Origin of the sequence: Brevibacterium sp. CT2-23B (assembly GCF_013168765.1) — a bacterium.
GTDB lineage: Bacteria > Actinomycetota > Actinomycetes > Actinomycetales > Brevibacteriaceae > Brevibacterium > Brevibacterium sediminis.
On the sequence record NZ_JABBYK010000007.1, the window covers coordinates 86,868 to 107,045 of the forward strand.

Annotated in this window: 17 protein-coding genes; 10 read left to right on the plus strand and 7 right to left on the minus strand. The window is 62.2% G+C overall.

Features of this window, described 5'->3' with window-relative positions:
* Positions 1–8 precede the first annotated feature (8 nt).
* Together HIM68_RS17130 and HIM68_RS17135 are read right to left on the minus strand one after the other, a co-directional pair.
* Positions 9–1,565, minus strand: coding sequence for a DASS family sodium-coupled anion symporter (locus tag HIM68_RS17130; protein ID WP_172174507.1), 1,557 nt, complete (start codon positions 1,563–1,565; stop codon positions 9–11).
* Between the two features lie 2 nt (positions 1,566–1,567).
* The gene (locus HIM68_RS17135) at positions 1,568–2,917 is read right to left on the minus strand and encodes a lyase family protein (RefSeq protein ID WP_172174510.1); all 1,350 of its coding nucleotides are present in this window, start codon (positions 2,915–2,917) and stop codon (positions 1,568–1,570) included.
* Positions 2,918–3,390: 473 nt separating this feature from the next.
* Here HIM68_RS17135 and pheS point away from each other — a divergent pair, with 473 nt between their 5' ends.
* The 3 genes from pheS to HIM68_RS17150 all read left to right on the plus strand — a co-directional run bounded on the left by pheS (position 3,391) and on the right by HIM68_RS17150 (position 8,082).
* Complete coding sequence (gene pheS, locus HIM68_RS17140) at positions 3,391–4,434, plus strand: phenylalanine--tRNA ligase subunit alpha (protein WP_172174513.1); 1,044 nt, start codon at positions 3,391–3,393, stop codon at positions 4,432–4,434.
* A gap of 1 nt (position 4,435) precedes the next feature.
* Positions 4,436–7,021, plus strand: a complete 2,586-nt coding sequence (gene pheT / locus HIM68_RS17145; protein ID WP_172174516.1) for a phenylalanine--tRNA ligase subunit beta — start codon at positions 4,436–4,438, stop codon at positions 7,019–7,021.
* Positions 7,022–7,200: 179 nt separating this feature from the next.
* Positions 7,201–8,082 (plus strand): SDR family oxidoreductase, encoded by an 882-nt coding sequence (locus HIM68_RS17150; protein ID WP_172174519.1) that lies wholly within the window; start codon positions 7,201–7,203, stop codon positions 8,080–8,082.
* Between the two features lie 75 nt (positions 8,083–8,157).
* Here the strand turns inward: HIM68_RS17150 and HIM68_RS17155 are convergent, their stop codons facing one another.
* On the minus strand, positions 8,158–8,340 hold the full coding sequence (locus HIM68_RS17155; RefSeq protein WP_172174522.1) for a hypothetical protein: 183 nt from the start codon (positions 8,338–8,340) through the stop codon (positions 8,158–8,160).
* Between the two features lie 149 nt (positions 8,341–8,489).
* Between HIM68_RS17155 and pabB the strand changes: the two genes are divergently transcribed.
* The 3 genes from pabB to HIM68_RS17170 all read left to right on the plus strand — a co-directional run bounded on the left by pabB (position 8,490) and on the right by HIM68_RS17170 (position 12,614).
* Complete coding sequence (gene pabB, locus HIM68_RS17160; RefSeq protein ID WP_367647574.1) at positions 8,490–10,916, plus strand: aminodeoxychorismate synthase component I; 2,427 nt, start codon at positions 8,490–8,492, stop codon at positions 10,914–10,916.
* Between the two features lie 71 nt (positions 10,917–10,987).
* Complete coding sequence (locus HIM68_RS17165) at positions 10,988–11,767, plus strand: aminotransferase class IV (protein ID WP_253904042.1); 780 nt, start codon at positions 10,988–10,990, stop codon at positions 11,765–11,767.
* A 61-nt stretch (positions 11,768–11,828) separates the two neighbouring features.
* Complete coding sequence (locus tag HIM68_RS17170; RefSeq protein WP_172174528.1) at positions 11,829–12,614, plus strand: hypothetical protein; 786 nt, start codon at positions 11,829–11,831, stop codon at positions 12,612–12,614.
* Here the strand turns inward: HIM68_RS17170 and HIM68_RS17175 are convergent.
* Together HIM68_RS17175 and HIM68_RS17180 are read right to left on the minus strand one after the other, a co-directional pair.
* A complete protein-coding gene (locus HIM68_RS17175) occupies positions 12,598–12,966 on the minus strand; it encodes a hypothetical protein (RefSeq protein WP_172174531.1) in 369 nt (122 codons plus the stop codon). The two genes, HIM68_RS17170 and HIM68_RS17175, sit on opposite strands and share 17 nt — an antisense overlap.
* A gap of 107 nt (positions 12,967–13,073) precedes the next feature.
* Positions 13,074–13,787, minus strand: coding sequence for an aspartate/glutamate racemase family protein (locus HIM68_RS17180; RefSeq protein ID WP_172174534.1), 714 nt, complete (start codon positions 13,785–13,787; stop codon positions 13,074–13,076).
* Positions 13,788–13,897: 110 nt separating this feature from the next.
* Here HIM68_RS17180 and HIM68_RS17185 point away from each other — a divergent pair, with 110 nt between their 5' ends.
* The 4 genes from HIM68_RS17185 (at position 13,898) to dctP (ending at position 18,353) form a co-directional block, all read left to right on the plus strand.
* Positions 13,898–14,836 carry a LysR family transcriptional regulator gene (locus HIM68_RS17185; RefSeq protein ID WP_172174537.1) on the plus strand — a complete coding sequence of 313 codons (939 nt, stop codon included), beginning with the start codon at positions 13,898–13,900 and terminating at the stop codon, positions 14,834–14,836.
* A complete protein-coding gene (locus HIM68_RS17190) occupies positions 14,836–15,330 on the plus strand; it encodes a TRAP transporter small permease (RefSeq protein ID WP_172174540.1) in 495 nt (164 codons plus the stop codon). Before HIM68_RS17185 ends, HIM68_RS17190 begins: the two co-directional genes overlap by 1 nt.
* The gene (locus HIM68_RS17195) at positions 15,327–16,934 is read left to right on the plus strand and encodes a TRAP transporter large permease (protein WP_172174542.1); all 1,608 of its coding nucleotides are present in this window, start codon (positions 15,327–15,329) and stop codon (positions 16,932–16,934) included. The genes HIM68_RS17190 and HIM68_RS17195 overlap by 4 nt, the downstream gene beginning before the upstream one ends.
* Positions 16,935–17,075: 141 nt before the next feature.
* Entirely contained in the window at positions 17,076–18,353 is a 1,278-nt protein-coding gene (gene dctP / locus HIM68_RS17200) for a TRAP transporter substrate-binding protein DctP (protein WP_172174545.1), read from the plus strand.
* 112 nt (positions 18,354–18,465) lie between these two features.
* Here the strand turns inward: dctP and HIM68_RS17205 are convergent, their stop codons facing one another.
* Together HIM68_RS17205 and HIM68_RS17210 are read right to left on the minus strand one after the other, a co-directional pair.
* Entirely contained in the window at positions 18,466–19,101 is a 636-nt protein-coding gene (locus HIM68_RS17205; RefSeq protein WP_172174548.1) for a class II aldolase/adducin family protein, read from the minus strand.
* A 37-nt stretch (positions 19,102–19,138) separates the two neighbouring features.
* The gene (locus tag HIM68_RS17210; protein WP_172174551.1) at positions 19,139–20,137 is read right to left on the minus strand and encodes an NAD(P)-dependent oxidoreductase; all 999 of its coding nucleotides are present in this window, start codon (positions 20,135–20,137) and stop codon (positions 19,139–19,141) included.
* Positions 20,138–20,178: the final 41 nt, after the last annotated feature.

The following is a 20,178-nucleotide window of genomic DNA, read 5'->3' on the forward strand; positions in this document are numbered from 1 at the left end:
CGCTGCCCTCAGCTCAGTGTACTGAAATTGACAGTGATGAGGACGCCGCCCGCGATGACGAACGAAGCGACGATGTCGAAGACGATACCCGTGCGGAACATTCTGAGGATGGGCACCATCCCTGAGCCGTAGACGATCGCATTCGGCGGAGTCGACACGGGCAGCATGAAACCGCACGAGGCTCCGAAGATCGCGGCGAGCACAGGCAGCGTCGGGTCCATTCCAACTGCAGTAGCAATGGGAATGATGATCGGAGCGACGACCCCCACTGCAGCAGTGTTCGACGCCATCTCCGAGATGACGATGGCAAGGACGACCGACAGAATCGTCACCGAGATCGTCCCCTGCAGGCCGAGGCCATCGACCACCGCGACGCCGACGACTTCGGCGAGCCCGGTGTTGTCCATGAGCGCGCCGAGGACAAGTCCGGTACCGACGAGGATGATGGTGCCCCAGTCGATCTTCACCGCCTGTTGCCAGGACAGGGTGAATTCGCGGTTCTGCCACGATACAGGGAGCACGAACAGCAAGCTCGCAGCGAGGATTGCGGCGGTTCCGATGTCGATCGATGTGAACCACGCGAGCGGGCCTTTCCCGAGTGTCGACTCAGCCAGGATGCTCGGCCCGATCCACAGGACGACGCCAAGGCCGAACGCGATGACGGTGTTGGCCTCGCCCTTGCTCATGGCGCCAAGCTGAGCCTTCTGCTCACGGATATAGGCATGAGCGCCGGGGAGTTTCCGCGTCTCCGGCCGGTTGAAGAGGTAGAGGACTGCACACATGAGGACAAACAGTGCGGCTGACAGCGGAGCAGTCATGAGGAACCAGTCAACGAACCCGACGGAGACTCCGACCTGCTGTTCGAGAAACCCGAGGCCGACGACATTGGCGGTACTGCCGATCGGAGTAAGCAGACCGCCGACACTCGCGCCGTAGGCGATCATGAGCATGACCATTGTGGCGAACCGTGTCCGCCCTGGATTCTCGATCCCAGTGAGTTCTTTTAGCTCCGGGCCGAGCGCCCGAACGATGCCGACGCCGATCGGCAGCAGCATCGCCGCGGCTGCGGAATTCGAGACGAACGCGGAGATCAGCGCTGCGATCAGACCGAAGGCGATAGCGACGCGCAGAGTCGACCGTGCGACGCCGGGGATGGACAAGACGAAGAGCGCGAATCGTTTGTCCAACCCATGCACGGTCATCGCTCGTGCCAGGATGAAGCCGCCGATGACGAGGAAGATCGTCGATGACGAAAATGCGGAGTAAACGAACTTCTCAACACTCTCACCGGCCGAGGCGTCCACCTCGGGGATTCCGAGGAGTACTGCCAGACCCAGTGCCAGCAGCGAGGTCACGGGGATGGAGATCGGTTCAGTGATCCACGCGATGAAGACGAAGGCCATAAGGGCTGTCAGCATCTGTTGGTGGTTGGTGATCGGAAGCGGAACCAGCAGGAGAATGATCATCGCACCTGGTGCGGCGATGAATCCGAAGGTCGTCCTGATTCTGTCGAAACGGCTCTCCGGTGAGTCAGCAATCGCCGTTGATGGCTGTGAGATTGTCATGGTCATGCCCCTCCGGTCTCCGCCCACGCACCGATGGCGGATTCGCACATCTGCGCAGCTTCGCCGAGGTAGTCCTCTGGTCCGGGAATCGTGACCCGACCGGCGTTTCCGCTCGCTTCGAGCTGCGCGCCGATAGCCGTGGCCAGATCGGTGCCCGTCGACCGAACGGCCTGTGCCGCGGCATAGACGATGTCGTGTGCGTGTTCGCGGCCGAGCTCGTCAGCGAGTCCAATCATCGAGGCTTCGGCCATGATCAGGCCGCCGTCGACGGTGAGGTTCTTCGCCATCGCCTGATCGTCGATGCGGATTCCGTCGAGCAGCTCTTCGGCGGCCGCCATTGTGCTGGAGGTGAGCTGAAGCACCTGGGGGATGACGTGCCATTCGATCTGCCATTCTCCGGCGGATCGTTCTTGGGGCATTTCCATGGTGCGGCCCAGTGATGCTGTCAGCGGACCGATGATAGCGGACATGCCGATGATGCCTTCGGAGAGAATCGGATTCGCCTTCTGCGGCATTGTCGATGAGGCGCCGCGATGGTTTCCGGCTGCTTCGAAGACCTCTGCGATCTCCGACCGTGACAGGTCGATGACATTGCGGGCAAGGCGAGCACAGGTGCCGGCCAGAATCATGCAGACCTGAGCGACCTCCACCACGCGGTCGCGAGCGGTGTGCCATGAGACGTCGTCGGAGTGGAGTCCCAGCTCCTCGGCCATGAGGGAGCGGATCTCACGGACCTGACTGCCGAGCGCGGCAGATGTGCCGCCGGCTCCGTACAGCGAAACGGTCGCAGCCGCCTCGCGGCAGACGTGCAGTCGAGAGCGAGTCCGGCTGAGTTCTCCCAGCAGGGGCGCCAGATGCGCGCCGAACGTGGTCGGCACAGCCTGCTGGCCATGGGTTCGCCCCGGCATGGCTGTCTTTGAGTGCTTCGCCACCAGACGGGTCAGCCCATCGCCGATCCTGCTGACCTGTGCGGCGAGAATGTCGCGGGCATCCCGCAACTGCAGTGCCTGAGCGGTGTCCATGACGTCTTGGGTAGTTGTGCCGAAATGGACGCGGCCGTCAGGGCCGTCGGGGAGCTGGCCGGCGATCTGCCGGACGAGGGAGAGGATCGGGTAGCCGACGTTCTTCGATGTCTCCCACAGGTCCTCCTGGTTGATCGATTCTGCCGAGATCGAGCGGATCTGCTCGGCATCGGCTGGGCTGATGATTCCCAGTCGTGCCTGAGCGCCGGCAAGTGCATGCTCGAATGCTGTCCAATGTTCGACCAGTCGGTCCTTGGACAGCGCCTGGGACATCTGAGGTGCGGGGTAGAGCTCCAGCAAGAGGCTGAAAGGTGATGCGTCATTGCTCATAGTGACTCCTTTGTTCAATCGATTGAATGATTCAAACGATTGAACAAGCATGATCGACCGCGTCGGCGGTTGTCAATACCCGAACCGAGTTCTTGATCTGATCCCTATGACGGGCTCCCACCTCGTGTAGCCTGGACACATGCACAGGCAGCAGCGATTTCAACACCCCCGGCCGGGACATGGCCGCGGGGTTCTCGACGTGCGCCTTTAGCAGACGGGTCTCCGCAGGAGCGGCCGGGGGGAACAACGAAGAACCCTCACACCGTTTTCCTCAAGGAGGCTTTCTCATGTCGCATGACGACCTGACCGATCACCTGCACTCTCGTGCACACCATCTGCACAATCCCACCGACTCGCCCGCGGACAATCCCTCGGCTGGGACTGATCTGCGCCCGCGAGCAGGGAACCGATACACTGGCTCATTGGAAACCACGCCTTTCAACATCCCTTCGGACCTTGTGCAAAGGACATTGATGACAGACCAACTCGACCCCTTGGACGAGTCGGCCGTGAAGCAGGCCGTCGACGCGGCGCTCAAGGCTTTCACGGATGCGACGACTCTCGACGAGCTCAAGCAGGCGAAGATCGACCACACCGGTGACAAAGCCCCGCTGGCGCTCGCCAACCGAGCCATCGGCTCACTCGACAAGGCCGATAAGGCCGCCGCCGGCAAGATCGTCGGCAAGTCCAGGGGACAGGTCAAGCAGGCCCACGACGCACGCCTTAACGAGCTCGAAGCCGAACGCGATGCGGCCGTGCTCATCGAAGAGGCAATCGACGTCACCCTGCCCACCGATCGTCGCCGCCTCGGCGCTCGCCACCCGCTGTCCCTCATCCAGGAACAGGCCGCGGACTACTTCGTCGGCCTCGGCTGGGAGGTCGCCGAAGGCCCCGAGATCGAATCCGAGTGGCTGAACTTCGATGCGCTCAACTTCGGCCCTGACCATCCGGCCCGTCAGATGCAGGACACGTTCTTCGTCGACCCCGCTGACGCCGGACTCGTCCTGCGCACCCATACCTCACCGGTGCAGTCACGCTCCCTGCTGCAGCGCGGCGTGCCGCTCTACGTCGTGTGCCCGGGCAAGACCTTCCGCACCGATGAGCTCGACGCCACCCACACTCCGGTGTTCCACCAGATCGAAGGCATCGCCATCGACAAGGGTCTGACCATGGCCAACCTGCAGGGCACCCTCGACGGCTTCGCCCGCGAAATGTTCGGCCCGGAGTCGAAGACCCGCCTGCGCCCGAGCTTCTTCCCCTTCACCGAACCGAGCGCCGAGATGGACTTCTGGTTCCCCAACAAGGTCGGCGGCCCCGGCTGGATCGAATGGGGCGGCTGCGGAATGGTCCACCCCAACGTGCTGCGCGCCGCCGGCATCGACCCCGACGTTTACCAGGGCTTCGCCTTCGGCATGGGCATCGAGCGCACCCTGATGCTGCGCGAGGGAATCAACGATATGCATGACATGGTCGAAGGCGATGTGCGCTTCTCGGCCCGTTTCGGAATGAAGGCTTGATATGCGCGTCCCACTGAACTGGCTGGCCGACTATGTCGATCTCCCAGCCGAGACCGATCCCCATGCCCTCGCCGCCGAATTCGCGGCCGTCGGACTCGAGGAAGAGGACTTCTTCGGACCCGAGATCACCGGCCCCCTCGTCGTTGGACGGGTGCTCGAACTCGTCAAGGAAGAGCACTCGAACGGCAAGACCGTCAACTGGTGCCGCGTCGACGTCGGCCCCGAACACAACGAGGACCTCGACGACCCGAAGGACCCGCAGCCCGGACCCGAGGTGCCCAGCCGCGGCATCATCTGCGGTGCGCACAACTTCGTGCCCGGCGACCTCATCGTCGCCTGCCTGCCCGGAGCCGTCCTGCCCGGCGACTTCGCCATCGCCGCGCGCAAGACCTACGGTCACAAGTCCGACGGCATGATCTGCTCGGCCAAGGAGCTCGGCCTCGGCGAGGATCACTCCGGCATCATCGTCCTTTCCGACCTTGGGCTGACCGGTGAGCCCGGCGACGACGCGATCAAGCTGCTCGGCCTCGACCAGGTCACCCTCGACGTCAACGTCACCCCCGACCGCGGCTACCAGCTGTCGATGCGCGGCATCGGACGCGAATACGCGCAGATGAAGGGCCAGACTTTCACCGATATCGGATCCGCCGAGGTGGCTCCCACCAACGCTGCCACCGACGATGGATTCCCGGTGTCGGTTGAGGATGCGAACCCCATCAATGAGGTGGCCGGCTGTGACCAGTTCACCGCGCTGCAGGTCACCGGGCTTGATCCTCAGGCGAAGACCCCGTTCTGGATGCAGCGTCGCCTGCAGCAGGCGGGAATGCGTCCGATCAGCCTGACCGTGGATGTCACGAACTACGTCATGCTCGAACTCGGCCAGCCTCTGCACGCCTACGACACTTCGCTGCTCGGCGACGAGATCGTCGTGCGCCGTGCGAGTGCGGGGGAGAAGTTCACGACTCTCGACGATGTCGAACGCAAGCTCGATCCCGAGGATCTGCTCATCACCGACCGCGGGGACGGGCCCAGCGGAAAGGGCGGGAAGATCATCGGCCTGGCCGGCGTCATGGGCGGCGCCGATGTTGAGGTCAACGACCAGACGACCGACATCGTCATCGAGGCCGCTCACTTCGACCCGATCTCGATCGCTCGCACCTCCCGTCGCCACAAGCTGTCCTCGGAGGCCTCGCGCCGTTTCGAACGCGGAGTCGATCCGAAGCTCGCTCCAGTAGCGGCTCGTCGCTGCGCGGATCTGCTCGTCGAACTCGGCGGCGGCACGCTCAGCACTGCCACCACGCAGGTCGGTCAGGCTCCTGAGCCGACGGTGCTCGACCTCAAGGTCGCCCGTGTCGCTTCGCTGGTCGGTATCGATTACTCAGTCGCCGAGGTGACCTCACTGCTCGAGGGCATCGGCGCAACCGTGTCGACTAAGGACGATGAGACGGTGTCGGTGACCGTGCCCAGCTGGCGCACGGACATCACCGACGACGTCGACCTCATTGAGGAAGTCGCCCGCACCGGAGGCTATGACCGGATTCCTTCGGTCCAGCCTGCTGCTCGGGCCGGCAGCGGTCTGACAGTCGCGCAGAAGACGCGCCGTCGGATCTCAAACCTGTTGGCCGCCGACGGGTTTACCGAGGTGCTGTCGTACCCGTTCACGAACGACAAGCGCGATGACCAGCTGCGGCTCGAGGCCGATGATGTGCGTCGCAAGCACGTTCGCTTGGCCAACCCGATGTCCGAAGACCTGCCGCTCATGCGCACCAACCTGCTCTCGACACTCGTCGACCTCGTGGTTCGCAACCAGGGCCGCGGGGCGAAGGACGTCGCTCTGTTCGAGGCTGGGCTCGTTTCCACCTCGGCGGGTCTGCCTGAGGGGTCAGGACCGCGTCACCTGCCCGGATACCACCCGAGCGATGACGAGCTGAAGAAGATCTACGCCTCGGTGCCGCACCAGCCCTACCACTACGCGGGCATCATCTCTGGCAACGCGGAGATGCCCGGTGTCTGGGGCAAGGGCCGCAAGGCTGAGGCCACCGACGTCATCGACACCGTCCGTCGGATCGCTGAAACGAACGGCCTCGAGGTCACTGTCGAGGCCGACCAGATCGCTCCCTGGCATCCGGGACGGGCTGCGAAGTTCATCCTCGCCGATGGGCAGACTCTCGGCCATGCCGGTGAACTGCACCCGAAGGTGTGCGAGAACCTCGGCCTGCCGGCCCGGACCGTCGGATTCGAGATCGATCTCGATGCGCTGCTGGCTCAGGATGACCTGCGAGCCTGGGATGGTGCGCTGTCGACGTACCCGGTCTCGCGTCAGGATGTCGCCCTGATTGTCGATGCCGAGCTGCCGACACAGACTCTGGCCGCGACGCTGCGCGAAGGTGCGGGGGAGGAGCTCGAGCTGCTCGAGACCTTCGACCTCTACACCGGCGACCAGCTGCCCGAGGGCAAGAAGTCGCTGGCGTTCCGCCTGACCTTCCGCGCTCCGGATCGCACGCTCAAGGCAGATGAGGCCTCGGCGATGCGTGAAGCGGCGACGAAATTGGCCGCCGAGCGTCACGGCGCTGAAGTCCGCAGCTGAGAACAGTGCGTAACAGAGCCCGGTCGACCGTTACAGTGGTTCGACCGGGTTCTGTTGTATTCGCTCCGAGCATCGCAGCAGCGAGCACGCGAGCAACCGAACGCGCGGGCGTGAGCACCTGTTCCGCGCACCTGGACAACTGACCACCCGCACCCGACCAACACCGAGGAGTCCCGATCATGTCCGAGAAGCTGCCCTACGGAACCAACATGCCCACGAACGGCGGAGCCTCTGAAGCGACAGCGGTTCCGTCCGAGACGATCGCGCTCATCACCGGCGGTGCCCGCGGAATCGGGCGTCACCTGTCGGAGGCGTTCGCGAAGGCCGGGTATGACGTGATCGTCACGGCCACCTCGGCGGAGAAGGCGGAAGCTGCGGCTGAAGAGATCGCTGAATCGACCGGGGGAACGGTGACCGGTGTCGGTCTGCGCACTGATGACATCACTGTGGTGAACCAGCTGCGTGACTCTGTCGCTGAACTCGAGAAATCGACGGGGAAGCGTCTGCAGGTGCTCATCAATAATGCCGGGCGCATCGAGTCGACCGAAGGGCCACTGTGGGATGCCGATCCGGAGAGCCTCAAGGGCGTCGTCGACGCTAACGTCACCGGGGTTGCGCTCATGATTAATGTCTTTGCACCCGTTCTGATGGCGGGCGCCGAGGCGACCGGACGTCCCAGCAGGATCATCGACCTCAACTCGGGATCGGGAGCGCAGGGGACTCCCGCGTACGCCGTGTATTCGGCGTCGAAAGCGGCACTGTTCCGCATCGCCGATTCGGTTGTTCACTTTGGTCACGACAAGGGGCTGCGCATCTTCGAAATGGCACCCGGTGTCGTCGAGACCGCGATGACGAAGTCAATGCCTGTCCACGACTTCCGTCAGGGCGATGACTGGACCTCGCCCGAACAGGTCACGGGTCTCGCCTTGGCTCTGGCCTCGGGGACACTAGATGCGTTCACCGGGCGGTACGTCCGTGCGGGCGCGGACTCGGAGGAGTCCCTGATCGCCGAGGCGGCCGGTGGATTAGAAGATTCGACCCGCCGGCTCGTACTTGGCTGACCACGTCGCAAGGTGCTGACGAGCACGCGACTCAAGCGAGGATCTCGATTGAGCCGCGTGCTCATCAAAGCCCGTTCATCGTCGGTCCCGCCTCTGGCGGTTGCGGAGAATCGGAATCATCAGAACGAGTGCGCCGATGATGAGCAGCAGTGCCCACAGCGGGTACGGACCGCTGTTCGAATCCGCAAGGAATGCCAAGTTCACGATCAGCCCGATGCCGACAAGAATCCACGCAGTCAATTTCAACGCTGTGAACACCGACGTCCTCCTGTCTCATTGAGTGTGATCGTGAGCGACGCTACCAGCTGCGCTTGTCTGTCGAATACGATTGTTCCTGCCTCACTTCCACGACGCACGGACGATTGGATTCGTTGAGGTGCCACACCGCTGCGTATGAGGAGGCAGGCGTGATCCGCACTCTGCTCATCGACAATGCTGATTCGTTCACGCTCAACCTCTTTCACCTCCTTGCCGAGGTAAACGAGTGTGCGCCGACGCTCGTGCCCAACGACTGGGAAGAATTCGAGCTGAGCGTGCTCGACGAGTTCGACAATGTCGTCATCTCCCCGGGACCGGGAACTTCGGAACGGCCGGCCGACTTCGGCATCTGCGCCGAGGTGATCGAACATTCCCCGATCCCGGTGCTCGGCGTGTGCCTCGGCCATCAGGGGATCGCTCATGTGCACGGGGGAGGCGTGGTGCACGCTCCGGAGCCTCGACACGGTCGGGTCTCTCAGATCAGTCACACCGGCAACGAGCTGTTCGCCGGTATCCCCTCGCCGTTTTCGGCGGTGCGTTACCACTCCCTCGCAGTGACCGACTTGCCCGATAGTTTGGAGACAACAGCGTGGTCCGAAGACGGAGTCATCCAGGCGCTGCGGCATCGGTCCAGGCCACAATGGGGAGTCCAGTTCCACCCAGAATCGATCGCGTCCGATCAGGCACGGACGCTGCTGAAGAACTTCGCTGAGTTGACTGAGGCGTGGAACCGCCGCGGTCAGCACGAGAATGACCTGCCGGCTACGGAGGATTGGGTTGGCAAGGATTTGGCCTCCGGTTCCGACGTCCCCGCGGGGACGTGCGGAGTACTCGATCCGTCCCAAAGGACCACCAGTCTTTCTAACCCTCGACACCATTACATTCTCGACTCCGATGTGCTCCCACAAAAGGTCTCCAACGAACGTCTCTTCGCCGAGCTCTTCGGTGATGAACCCGAGGCCGTCTGGCTCGACGGCAACCTACCTGACAATGACTCGTCACGGTTTTCAATCATGGGTGCGCCGTCCGGTCCGCTGAGCAAAGTAGCGACTGCCTCTGTGTCGGAAGGGACTGTCGAAGTCCGCTCAGCCGGTGGCGAATCAAAGAGCTTCATTCAGTCGTCCGGATTCTTCGACTGGCTCGATGTCGAGCTCGCTGGCACGGCTGTCTCAGTGTCAGGCACAGGGGATGAACCGCCCAGCGCAGGATCCGAAACCCCCGACATACGTGCGGACAACCACGACCTGCCGTTCGAATTCCGACTCGGGTGGGTCGGATACCTCGGCTACGAGCTCAAGACCGAGGTCGGCTCGCCGAACCTGCACGATTCCGACCTGCCTGACGCCGTCATGATGTTCCTTGATCGCGCATTGGTCATCGACCACGACACCAATAGCATTCACCTTCTGGCACTGTGTCGGGCCGACGACCCAACTGGCCACGCAGCAAACCAGGACTGGTTTGACCACTCACGCGTACGGATCGCATCGGTCCCCGCCGAGGAAGTCAGCGATGCTGACCAACGCCGGGCCACCTCGGCGAAGGCCGACACCGCAACCCCAGAGGAACGGCGCAATCCAACCCTCGAGGCACGGCACAGTCGGCACGAGTACCTCGACCTCATCGACCAAGTGCAAGAGAAGATCACCGATGGCGAGACCTACGAAGTCTGCCTGACGAACATGCTCGAAGGCACCGCCGACCCGCACGAGACTCCGCTGGAGATGTACCTGCGGCTGCGCGCGGACAACCCGACGCCGTTCGGGGCGTTCATTCGGACGCGAGAGGCATCGATTCTCAGTACCTCGCCTGAGCGTTTCCTGCGCATCGGTGCCGGCGGTCGGGTGGAGTCGAAGCCGATCAAGGGCACTCGGCCCAGGGGAGCGAACCCGGACGAGGACGAGGCGATCAAGGCTGAGCTGGCCGCCTCGGTGAAGGATCGGTCGGAGAACCTCATGATCGTCGATCTCGTCCGGCACGACCTCGGGCGCACGGCCGAACTGGGGTCGGTGCAGGTGGACACGCTGTTCGGGATCGAATCCTATGCGACGGTGCATCAGATGGTTTCGACGGTGAGTTCACGCCTGGCCGAGGACGCCAGTCCGGTGGCGTGTGTGCGGGCGGCGTTCCCACCGGGGTCGATGACCGGGGCGCCGAAGCTGCGGACGATGGCGATCATCGATGAGCTCGAGGCCGGCCCGCGTGGGGTGTACAGCGGCGCGGTCGGGTATTTCTCGCTCGGCGGTGCCGTCGATCTCAGCGTCGTCATCCGCACGCTCGTCGTCCAGGGTGAGAAGTTGAGGTATGGGGTCGGCGGAGCGATCGTCGCACTCTCAGATTCCGAGGAGGAGTACGAGGAGTCCGTGGTAAAGGCGGCTCCGGTGCTGAGGTTGCTCGGTGGAACGGAGTTCCCCGGCGAGGTGGTCGTTCATGCGGACGATCCGTCCGAACTGAGGACACATAACCATTCGACTGAGCAGATTGGCGATGTTGGCTTCCACACCATGATTCCCGCCGAGGAGGCCGGACCGACCGATACCGCTGTGGCCGAACACTCGGGTGGAGTTGAGCGATGAACGTGTGGCTGTGGAATCAACAGGATCGCCGCTTCGAGGAGCCACCGGCTGACATCAGTTCCTCGACGCTGATGGCTGCCGATTCGTGGTTTGTTGAAGACGGGCGGGTACGAGCGCTCGAACGCCATCGGGCACGGTTCGCTAGTGCGGCTTCCGAGATGGGAATCGGTGAGACGGTCACCGATGATTTCTGGGCGGCAGTGGTCGAGGAGATCCCGGAGACGGGGGAGTGGTTCCCACGTGTGGACGTCCTCGAGGTTTCGCCTGACGCCGATCGTGAGTTGGCATTCCGATTGCGACCGGCACCGCCTCGGACTCGTGAGTTGCGGGTTCTCGTCCCGTCACATTCCGACCCGCGCACTACTCCGTGCCGCAAAGGTCCGGATATCGCATTGCTTGAGGGGCTGCGGACGGATGCCCGTGAGCAGTATGGCTGTGACGAGGTATTGCTCATCAATGGGGACGGGTACGTCATCGAGGGAGCAACGACGAGCCTGCTGTGGTGGGACGAAGAGACCCTCTGCGCACCGGATCCGGAGTTGGGAGCGCTGCCGGGAGTCACCTCGGCGGTGATCCTCGAGGAGGCTCGCGCTCGGTCGGTACCGGTCGAGTTTCGGCGGTTGCGGCCCGAGGAACTTTTCGGGCACGAGGTATGGCTCGTCAACGCGCTCCATGGGATTCGGCGAGTGCGTGAATTCGTTGATGGGCGTGACTTTCACGACAGTGCGCAGCGCGGCGGCGAGCCGAATCAGGCTTGGACTAAGCGTAGAAGCGGGCCCCGTGCGGATGCGGTCCGACTCGGTCGTTGGCGTGAATGGTTGGAAACGATTAAGGTCGCTCCGGGCATGTGAAAACTGACAAGCTAGTCTGTCTTTCCGACTGACAAGTTTGTTTGCTGTGTGAGGGAGTTCTGTGACCGGAGGTTCGAGGTTTGTCGCGACCACCAGCTATTCCGGAAGCGCGTTCGATCGTGAGTATTCGGTAACGGCGAAACATACTCCCTGGAAGACGACGGTCACAGCGGTCTCTATCGACGATGTCGAGTATCCAATCGGTCGGCGATCTTCGGCAGGCACCGAGGACGAGCCTGAGGTAGCCGTCCGAGCGAGTGGATGGCTGAAGACTCGGCTCAAAGTTCATCGGCGGACCGACATTGGATCGATGCCTCCGCGGGAAGAAATTCTCGTGACGAGTGCGGCGATGGGCGGTGCCGGTGAGGTCGAGGTCCGGAAAGATCTCGATGTTGTGCCCTTGCTGCCCGAGGCCGGCAGTCGTTCAGAGGCGCGTGAGCGTCGACGTGCGGCGCATCCGGAGAGATACGCCCTGTTCTCGGGGCTGACGATGCTGGTGCGGTTGCTTCTCCCGTTGCTTGGGCTGGGCGCCTTGCTTGCTTGGTTGTTAGATCCGATTGCACGATGGATGAAGAACCATTTGTGGCCGTGGTTTGAGCCGATCGCTCACTGGTTGCAGTCGGTGCTGGCTCCGGTCGGTGAGTTTTTCGAGTTGCTGTTCAATCTGCTGTTCGGGTGGATCCCGGACATATCCCTGGGAGTCCCGGACTGGGTGACGACCACCTTACGTATTGGGTTGCTTGTCCTGCTGGCCTATTTCGCAAGTCGCAGTAATCTCAAACGCCGTCAGAAGAAGATTGAAGAGGCTCGGATGCCGGAATCAGCGGGATCTAGCGAACCTGAATAGTGATGGCGACGATGGCGGTGGCAAGGGCGAGGCAGATGCCAAGTGAGAGTAAGCCCTTCCACCACCAGCGCAAGTTTTTGATCAGGCCGACCAGCGACGTCACGACCAGACCGAGGACGAGCCACCCGAAAGTCACCGGCAGGCCGATGAGGAACCCGAGGAACTCAATTCCTTGTCGTTCGGTTTCAAAGCAGCCGAAGCCCGCACCTTGACAGGGATTGCCGACCGCAGTGTCGGACGCCAGCAGCCACGTGATGAAGAAGATGACGAAAGCAACGAACCACACGCCGAAGATGATCAGTAGTGGGCCCCACCGATCGATTCCCGCTTTCGGCGAGACCTGAGTTGTCATGTGCTGACTGTAGTTCGGACAGGCTCCCTGCGGTAACCCCTAGAGAATCAGCAGTTGGGGACTTTCAGGAAGGTAGACTTGGACGACAGCCCAGACCTAGGCAGCAATTACGCTTGAGCGAGTGCGGGTTCCTCCGCCATCATCCACTCCACGATCGCAGCGACGTGCGCGTCGACGGAGTCGATCGCGGGTAGGGGAGCGGTCTCCGGGGGGACGAGGAGGCCGATCTCTGTGCACGACAGTGCAACTGCGTCAGCTCCGCGATCTTTGAGGTCGTTCATGATTTCGACGTACCGGGCCCGCGAATTGTCAGTGAAGACTCCTTGGGTGAGTTCGTCCCAGATGATCTGATCGACCTCGAGGCACGTTGCCTCATCCGGTACCAGAGTCTTGATGCCCTGGGCTTCGAGCCGGCCGGTATAGAAGTCTTCGAGCATCGTCCATCGGGTGCCCAGAACCGCCAGCGTCGAATAGCCCTGGCGCTTCGCCATAGTCGCGATCGAATCGACCATGTGAATGAGAGGCGCATCGACTGAGACCTCGATCGCCGGAGCGCATTTATGCATGAGGTTCGTGGCAATTGCAACGGCCTCGGCGCCGCCGTCGACCAAACGCTGTGCCGTCGCCACGAGCGACGCGTCATTGCCCGCCCAATCGTTGGCTTCCTGTAGCTCCCGGATATCTGCGAAGTCGCATGAGTCGAGGAGGATCTGCGCCGAATGGTGACCACCGAGCTGTTTCGCCACGGCATCATTGATCTTCGTGTAGTACTCGATGCTCGAATGCCAGCTCATTCCACCCAGCAGACCGATCCTGCGCATACTCGAACTCCTCAACTCGGCAATGACTTTAACGCGACTACTTCCAGTGTGGTGCGTATCATCTGCCTTCGGTAGACCCAGTTCCCTCTACTCTGACATAAGCTGGACTTATGGCTACTGTCTTCGAACAGGCTCTCGACCTTGGCGAGCCCAAACGCCTCCTGATCTTCGGCGCCATCGCCGAATCCGGCAGCATCGGTGCCGCCGCACGTGTCCTCGGCTGGTCCCAACCAGCACTGTCCCAACACATGACCGCGCTGGAAAAGGACCTCGGCGTCACCCTCTTCGACCGCACCCCACGCGGTATCAGACTGACGACCGCCGGCCAGCTCGCCCGCATCCGCGCCAACGAAGTGGCCGCCTCGGTGACGGGATTGCGCAGTGACCTTGCGAAAGCATTCGGCCTCGGCGGACGCAATGTCCGGCTTGCCGGATTCCCCAGTTTCGTCATCGGCCCACTGGCCGCAGCGCTCGGCCGGTTAGAGGCAAACGCGGGCACACAGACTGACTCACCTCTTCACCATTCGTACGAAGTCTCCGAAGCTGAACCGCCCGAAGCGCTTCGCCTGCTCGACGACGGGGCCATCGATATCGCCTTCCTCTTCCATCACGAAGACGAAGCCCCGCCCGAGCTGGCCGGACACATGACCGTCGATCTCGGTGCCGACCACCTGGACCTGCTCGTGCCCGAACGCTGGAATCGTGCCGGGCAGATCCAACACCTCAACGATGTCGCCGAACTGCCGTGGATCATGGGATGCATGCGCTGCCGGTCGACCGCCGAACGTCTCTGCCGCACCGCTGGCTTCGAACCCCGCACCCGCCACATCACCGACAACCCCGGCGCCATCCAATCACTCGTCTCCAACGGACTCGGCGTCGCACTGCTGCCTCGAAGCGCCCGCCGCTACTCCCAGATCCCCGGCATCGACCCGATCGCCCTTGCTGAGGCCGGCGCCCGCCGCGTCACAGCGATGATCCCCGACGGACTGGCAGAAGCCTCCGAAGTCGTCGACCTCCTCGACGCTCTCCAAGTTGGTGACTCCTGATGAGCACGTTCACCAAAGTTCTCGACAAGTGGCTGACCGTCACCACGGCCGCGGCGATCATCGTGATGATGCTCCACATCGTCACCCACGCCCTGGCCCGGTCGATCTTCCACGCCCCGCTCTACGGCACCAACGAGATCGTCGAATACTGGTACCTGCCCATCGTCGCCCTCCTCGGAATCCCGGCCGCGCAGCTGCAGAAGGAACACATCACCGTGACAATGGCCATCGAGCGGGCGAAGCCCGCCACCGCCGCGGTGTTCACGATGTTCGCATGCGTCCTTGGCGCGCTCGTGTCCGTCGCCTTCGCCTGGTTCGGGCTGATGAAGGCGCTGGAGAACACGGCGATCGGATCGACTGCCGACGTCTCCGCCGTCATCACCTGGCCCGTGTATTACCTCGTGCCGATCGTGTTCGTGCTCCTTGCCGTGCTCTATATCCTCGACGCCATCGCCATCCTCTGCCGCCGCAACCAGGCAGGGGAGGAGCAGTGAACGCGAACACCGACCTTACCGGCGCACCCTTGCCGCCAGAAGATTCAAACAGCGCGACCATCACCGGCGCCACCACCCAGAAACCCACCACAGCACTCTTCCCGAATGGCTCCCGCCGCGAACGGCCCGGCACACTCGCCCTGACCATCGGCTTCGGACTCGTCGCCGTCTGCCTCATCGGCCTCTTCACCAGCCCATCCGCGGCCACCGGAGGCGCCTGGTGCATCGGCATGATGCTCGTCCTCCTCTTCTTGTCAGTCCCGGTGGCCATCGCTTTGTCCGTGCCGTCGATCATCGGCGTCTACGCCGTGTCCGGTATCCCGGCTACGATGAACATCCTCTCCACCGCCCCGTTCAGCGCCGTTTCCGACTGGTCGATGAGCGTGCTCCCCATGTTCATCTTCATGGGCATGCTGCTCACCCAATCCGGACTCTCCGGCAAGGTCTACCGCGTCGCCGACCACTGGTTCTCCTGGCTGCCCGGCGGAATCGGCATCGGCACCACCTTCGCCGGGGCAGGACTCTCCGCCGTCACCGGATCGACCATCGGCATGACCTACGCCCTGGGCCGAGCCGGCATCCCCGAAATGCTCAAAGCCGGCTACGACCGCCGCATGGCCGTCGGCACGATCATGGTCTCCGGCATGACCGGCAACCTCATCCCACCCTCGATCCTCATGGTCGTCTACGCCGGCATCGCTTCCGTGCCCGTCGGCCCCGCCCTCATGGCCGGAGCCGTTCCCGGAATCCTGCTCGCCGTCTGCTTCGCCGCCTTCATCTTCGCCATCGGCATCATCGCCCCGAAACTCGTCGGCCGCGGCCAGAACGCCCACACCCCAGCAGCCAATAATGCAACCACAACTGACGCCACCCGCCCCACAACCACCTGGCGCGACCGTTTCACCTCGCTGACCGCAGTCTGGGGCTTCGCCGTCATCCTCGTCGTTCTCTTCGGCGGAATGTTCTCCGGCATCTTCACCCCTACCGAGGCCGGAGCCGCCGCCGCACTCTGCTCACTCCTGCTGTGCCTATGGGAAAAACGGGGCGAACAACCGTGGCGAAAGGTCGCGGATTCGGCCATGGATACGGTGGCGGCCACCTCGGCGATCTTCTTCATCATGATCGGCGCGACCATGCTCACCAGCCTGCTCGCCATCACCGGACTCGCCCCCATCCTCACCGGCCTCATCACGGACCTCGGGCTCTCAACGATCGGATTCCTGCTCGTCCTCATCGTCCTCTACATCGTCATGGGCATGTTCTTCGACACCCTGTCGATGATGCTGCTGACCATCCCAATCCTCCTGCCCACCCTCGAGACAATGGGCGTGAGCCCGCTGTGGTTCGGAGTCTTCGTCGTCCTCCTCGGCGAGTTCGCCATGGTCACCCCGCCGGTCGGCATCATCCCCTACATCGTCCACTCGATCGCGAAGAACCCCGAGGTCAACCTCGGTGCCACGGTCACGCTGCGCGACATCTTCATCTCCCTGCTGTGGTTCCTGCCCGTCGTCGTCATCTTCCTCATCCTCATGGTCGCCGTGCCCGGAATGACCGAATGGCTGCCCGACCTCATCAGCCGCACCAGCGGGGGAATGTCCGGGTAATCCTCGCCGAGGTGGCCCTGCCCATCCGTGCCCTGTGTCGTTCGAATGGCTGCCGCACGGTGTGAGCGGACTCATGGTTAGGGTGACCTCATTCAGGCATATGATTGGAGGGAATTCTCAGCCTTCGTTCAAAGGAGTCCCATGAAGCGCATCCGCACGGCAGCCCGCCCCGCTCAGGCGATCGCGGCGGTCGCATCGCTGGCACTGCTGGCCGGATGCGCCGGATCCGTCGGCGGCGACGGATCAGGTTCCGGAGACTCCGCGGGGGAGGGCTTCGCCTATGACGCCTCCCAAGACGAGATCGATGAGGCTCTCGCCGACCTAGACCCAGTGACGATCAAGTTCCAGCCTTCGGCGATGTCGGAGAAGTCGATCCTCGCACCCAACGGCCTCGACGTGAAGAAGGCCATCGAGGAACGCTCGGGCGGAAAGATCTCCGTCGACATCGTCTGGGGTCAGGCGATCGCCAGCTACGAAGACGTCGATGACGCTCTGGCCGATGGCCGCGTCGACCTCGCATTCACTCTGCCGTCGTACACCCCGGCCGAGTACCCGGCCTTCGACGCGATCGGCACGGCCATGTCGACGCTGCCGTCCTCGCCGGTGGCCAGTGATCTGGCGGCGAACGCGGCCGGAGTCCAGGCCGCGTGGGAGACACCCGAAGTGCTCGAAGAGTTTGAGAAGAAGAACCTCGTTCCGCTCATTCCGATGCTTGCCGCCGGTGGGTATTCGACGATGTGCTCGAAGCCGATGACCTCACTTGATGACTGGAAAGGCAAGCAGGTTCGCGTCGGTTCGGCCGCCGCAGGCAAGCAGGTGACGGATCTCGGTGCGACTCCGGTGTCCCTGTCGTTCCCTGAGACCTATGAGGCGCTGCAGCGCGGAACCGTCGACTGCGATCTCGGACAGCTCGCGCCGAACGTCGAGGCGGGCACCTTCGAGGTGGCCCCGAACATCGGTGTGGCCTCGGACGCGGGCATTGCTCGTTCGGCCGGTGCGATCACGGCAGGTAAGAAGTATTCGGAGCTGCCGGTGGCTTACCAGCAGGTCATCTTCGACTCGATGTCCACGACGTTCTCCACGATGATGGAGGTCGTCATCGGAGCCAAGGCGCAGGCCGTCGAGCAGGCGAAGGACAACGACGGTTCAGTTCAGCCGTTTGATGATGACGTACAGAAGCAGATGGCGAAGTACGCGAAGGATCTGTCGGACAAGACCGCTGAGAAAGCTGGCGTCACCGATGCGCCGAAGACGCTGGGCACCGCTGGAACCGAATGGGCGAAGTCCGTGTCCGAACTCGGCTATGACGACAAGGGCGACTTCGCCTCACTCGACGAGTGGTACCCGGAGGATGCGAACTACGACAAGCTCGGTGACGAACTGTTCGAAGAGGTTATGGCCGAGCACCGGCCGGAATGATCTGTAGAGACTAGAGTTCGACGGCCCGGTTCATGAGTTTGAGCCGGGCCGGTTCGTATTCGATGGCTTAGTTTTCAGTCTGCTTCGAATCATGGTTGAGTGCGGCCACAGGTCATGCGTGGTGCAACATTTCCCACTGGTCTCGTGGAAATTCAGTTTCGGTATCTCCGAGGAGTAGTGCGCGATAGGTCGCCTCCGCAGCCTGCTCCATATTGACGGCCCTGCGGTACGCCATCTCGATGTCGGGTCCAATCGCCGACGAACCGTGATTTCCCATAATGATGCAATTGTGGGTGCCTGCCTGTTCTGCGGCGGTGTCTGCTAGCTCATCTGACCCGTTCGGATAGAAGTCAGTTCTACCTATCGACTTCACATAGAAGGCGTGGTCGAGTGTGAATAGTCGGACCTTGTGCCCAAGAGCATCTAGCAGCACCGCATACTGTGGGTGAAGATGGATTATGCAATTGACATCTGGCCGTGCTTCGTAAGTTCTTTGGTGAAGTTTCCACTCAGAAGACGGTCGCACCGCGGACTCTCTGCCAGTGGGATTCCCCGCTAAGTCAACGGTTGCATACGAGTCGACAGTCAGTTTGTCGAGGAAGGTTCCTGCGCCGGTGACTGCGAATTCGTCGGCGCCGGGCACTCGAACCGAGAGATTGCCACCGCTCGCAAGTGCGAGTCCTTTCTGGACCGCGTTCAGACCGACTTGGCTGAGTTCGGTGACGAGTTCGAACAGCTGTTCGTTCATAGGTGTACTTTCTTGTTAGAAATGAATCGCGTCAGGGTCAGTCTGAAAAGACTTCGGGATTCTTCACAGTCTTAGGTTTTTGGTTGCGGGTCCACTCCAGAAGTCCGTCGACTGCGATCCTGGAATGCTCGCGGATGACATCGTCTGAAGCGCCTGCAATGTGCGGGGTCATGGTGACGATATCTGATGAGAAAAGTGGGTGATCTGTAGCCGTCGGTTCGTGCCAAAAGACATCAAGCCCAACACCTGCCAACCGTCGTTCAGTAACTGCTTGGACGAGGGCTTCTTCATCGATCAATGCCGCTCGAGCGGCATTGATCAGGTATGCATTCGGTTGAACGAGTGACAGTTCTCGAGCACCGAGAAGTCCGACTGTGGACTCCATGAGTGGGACGTGGAGGGTAATAATGTCCGAGGTAGCGAGGACTTCGTCTAGTGGCGCCACGCGGGCATCCCCACCAAAGGCATCTTCCGGAAGGAACGGGTCGTAGACGATGACATCCATACCGAATCCGAGCGCACGCCGAAGCACACCCCTTCCTACGGCACCTCCGCCAAGGATGCCTAGCGTCCGGCCCGAAAGCTGGATTCCCCGAAAGAGTGAATATGGTTCGAAGACATCGTCTTGTGTCCAATTGCCGCCGCGCAACCAGCGCTCCGCCTGACTCGTGTGCCTAACAGTCATGAGCAGAAGAGCGAAGGCAAGATCTGCTGTGACTTCTGCATTTCTTGCTGGAGTGGCAAGCACTGGGATTCCACGGTCAGTGCATGACGGAATGTCGACGTTCACGGGATTAGCTCGGCATGAGACAACGGCGCGTAGCCGTGGTGATTTGGCCAGCGAAGCTTCATCGACACGATCAAGTTCTGTGATGACCACCTCTGCGGTGGACAGTAGTTCGTCGATTCCTCGTGAACTCAGCGATTCCCCGGCGATAGAAGGTTCAACTGAGTGAACGGTGAAATGCTCGCTGAGCTTCTCAGCTTTGGCCGGATCGAAGGCTGCGGTGATGACCAGATTGGGTTTTGAGGTCATGAGGGTCCTTTCTGAAACAGTGAGTAGTTTTGTCAGTGCCG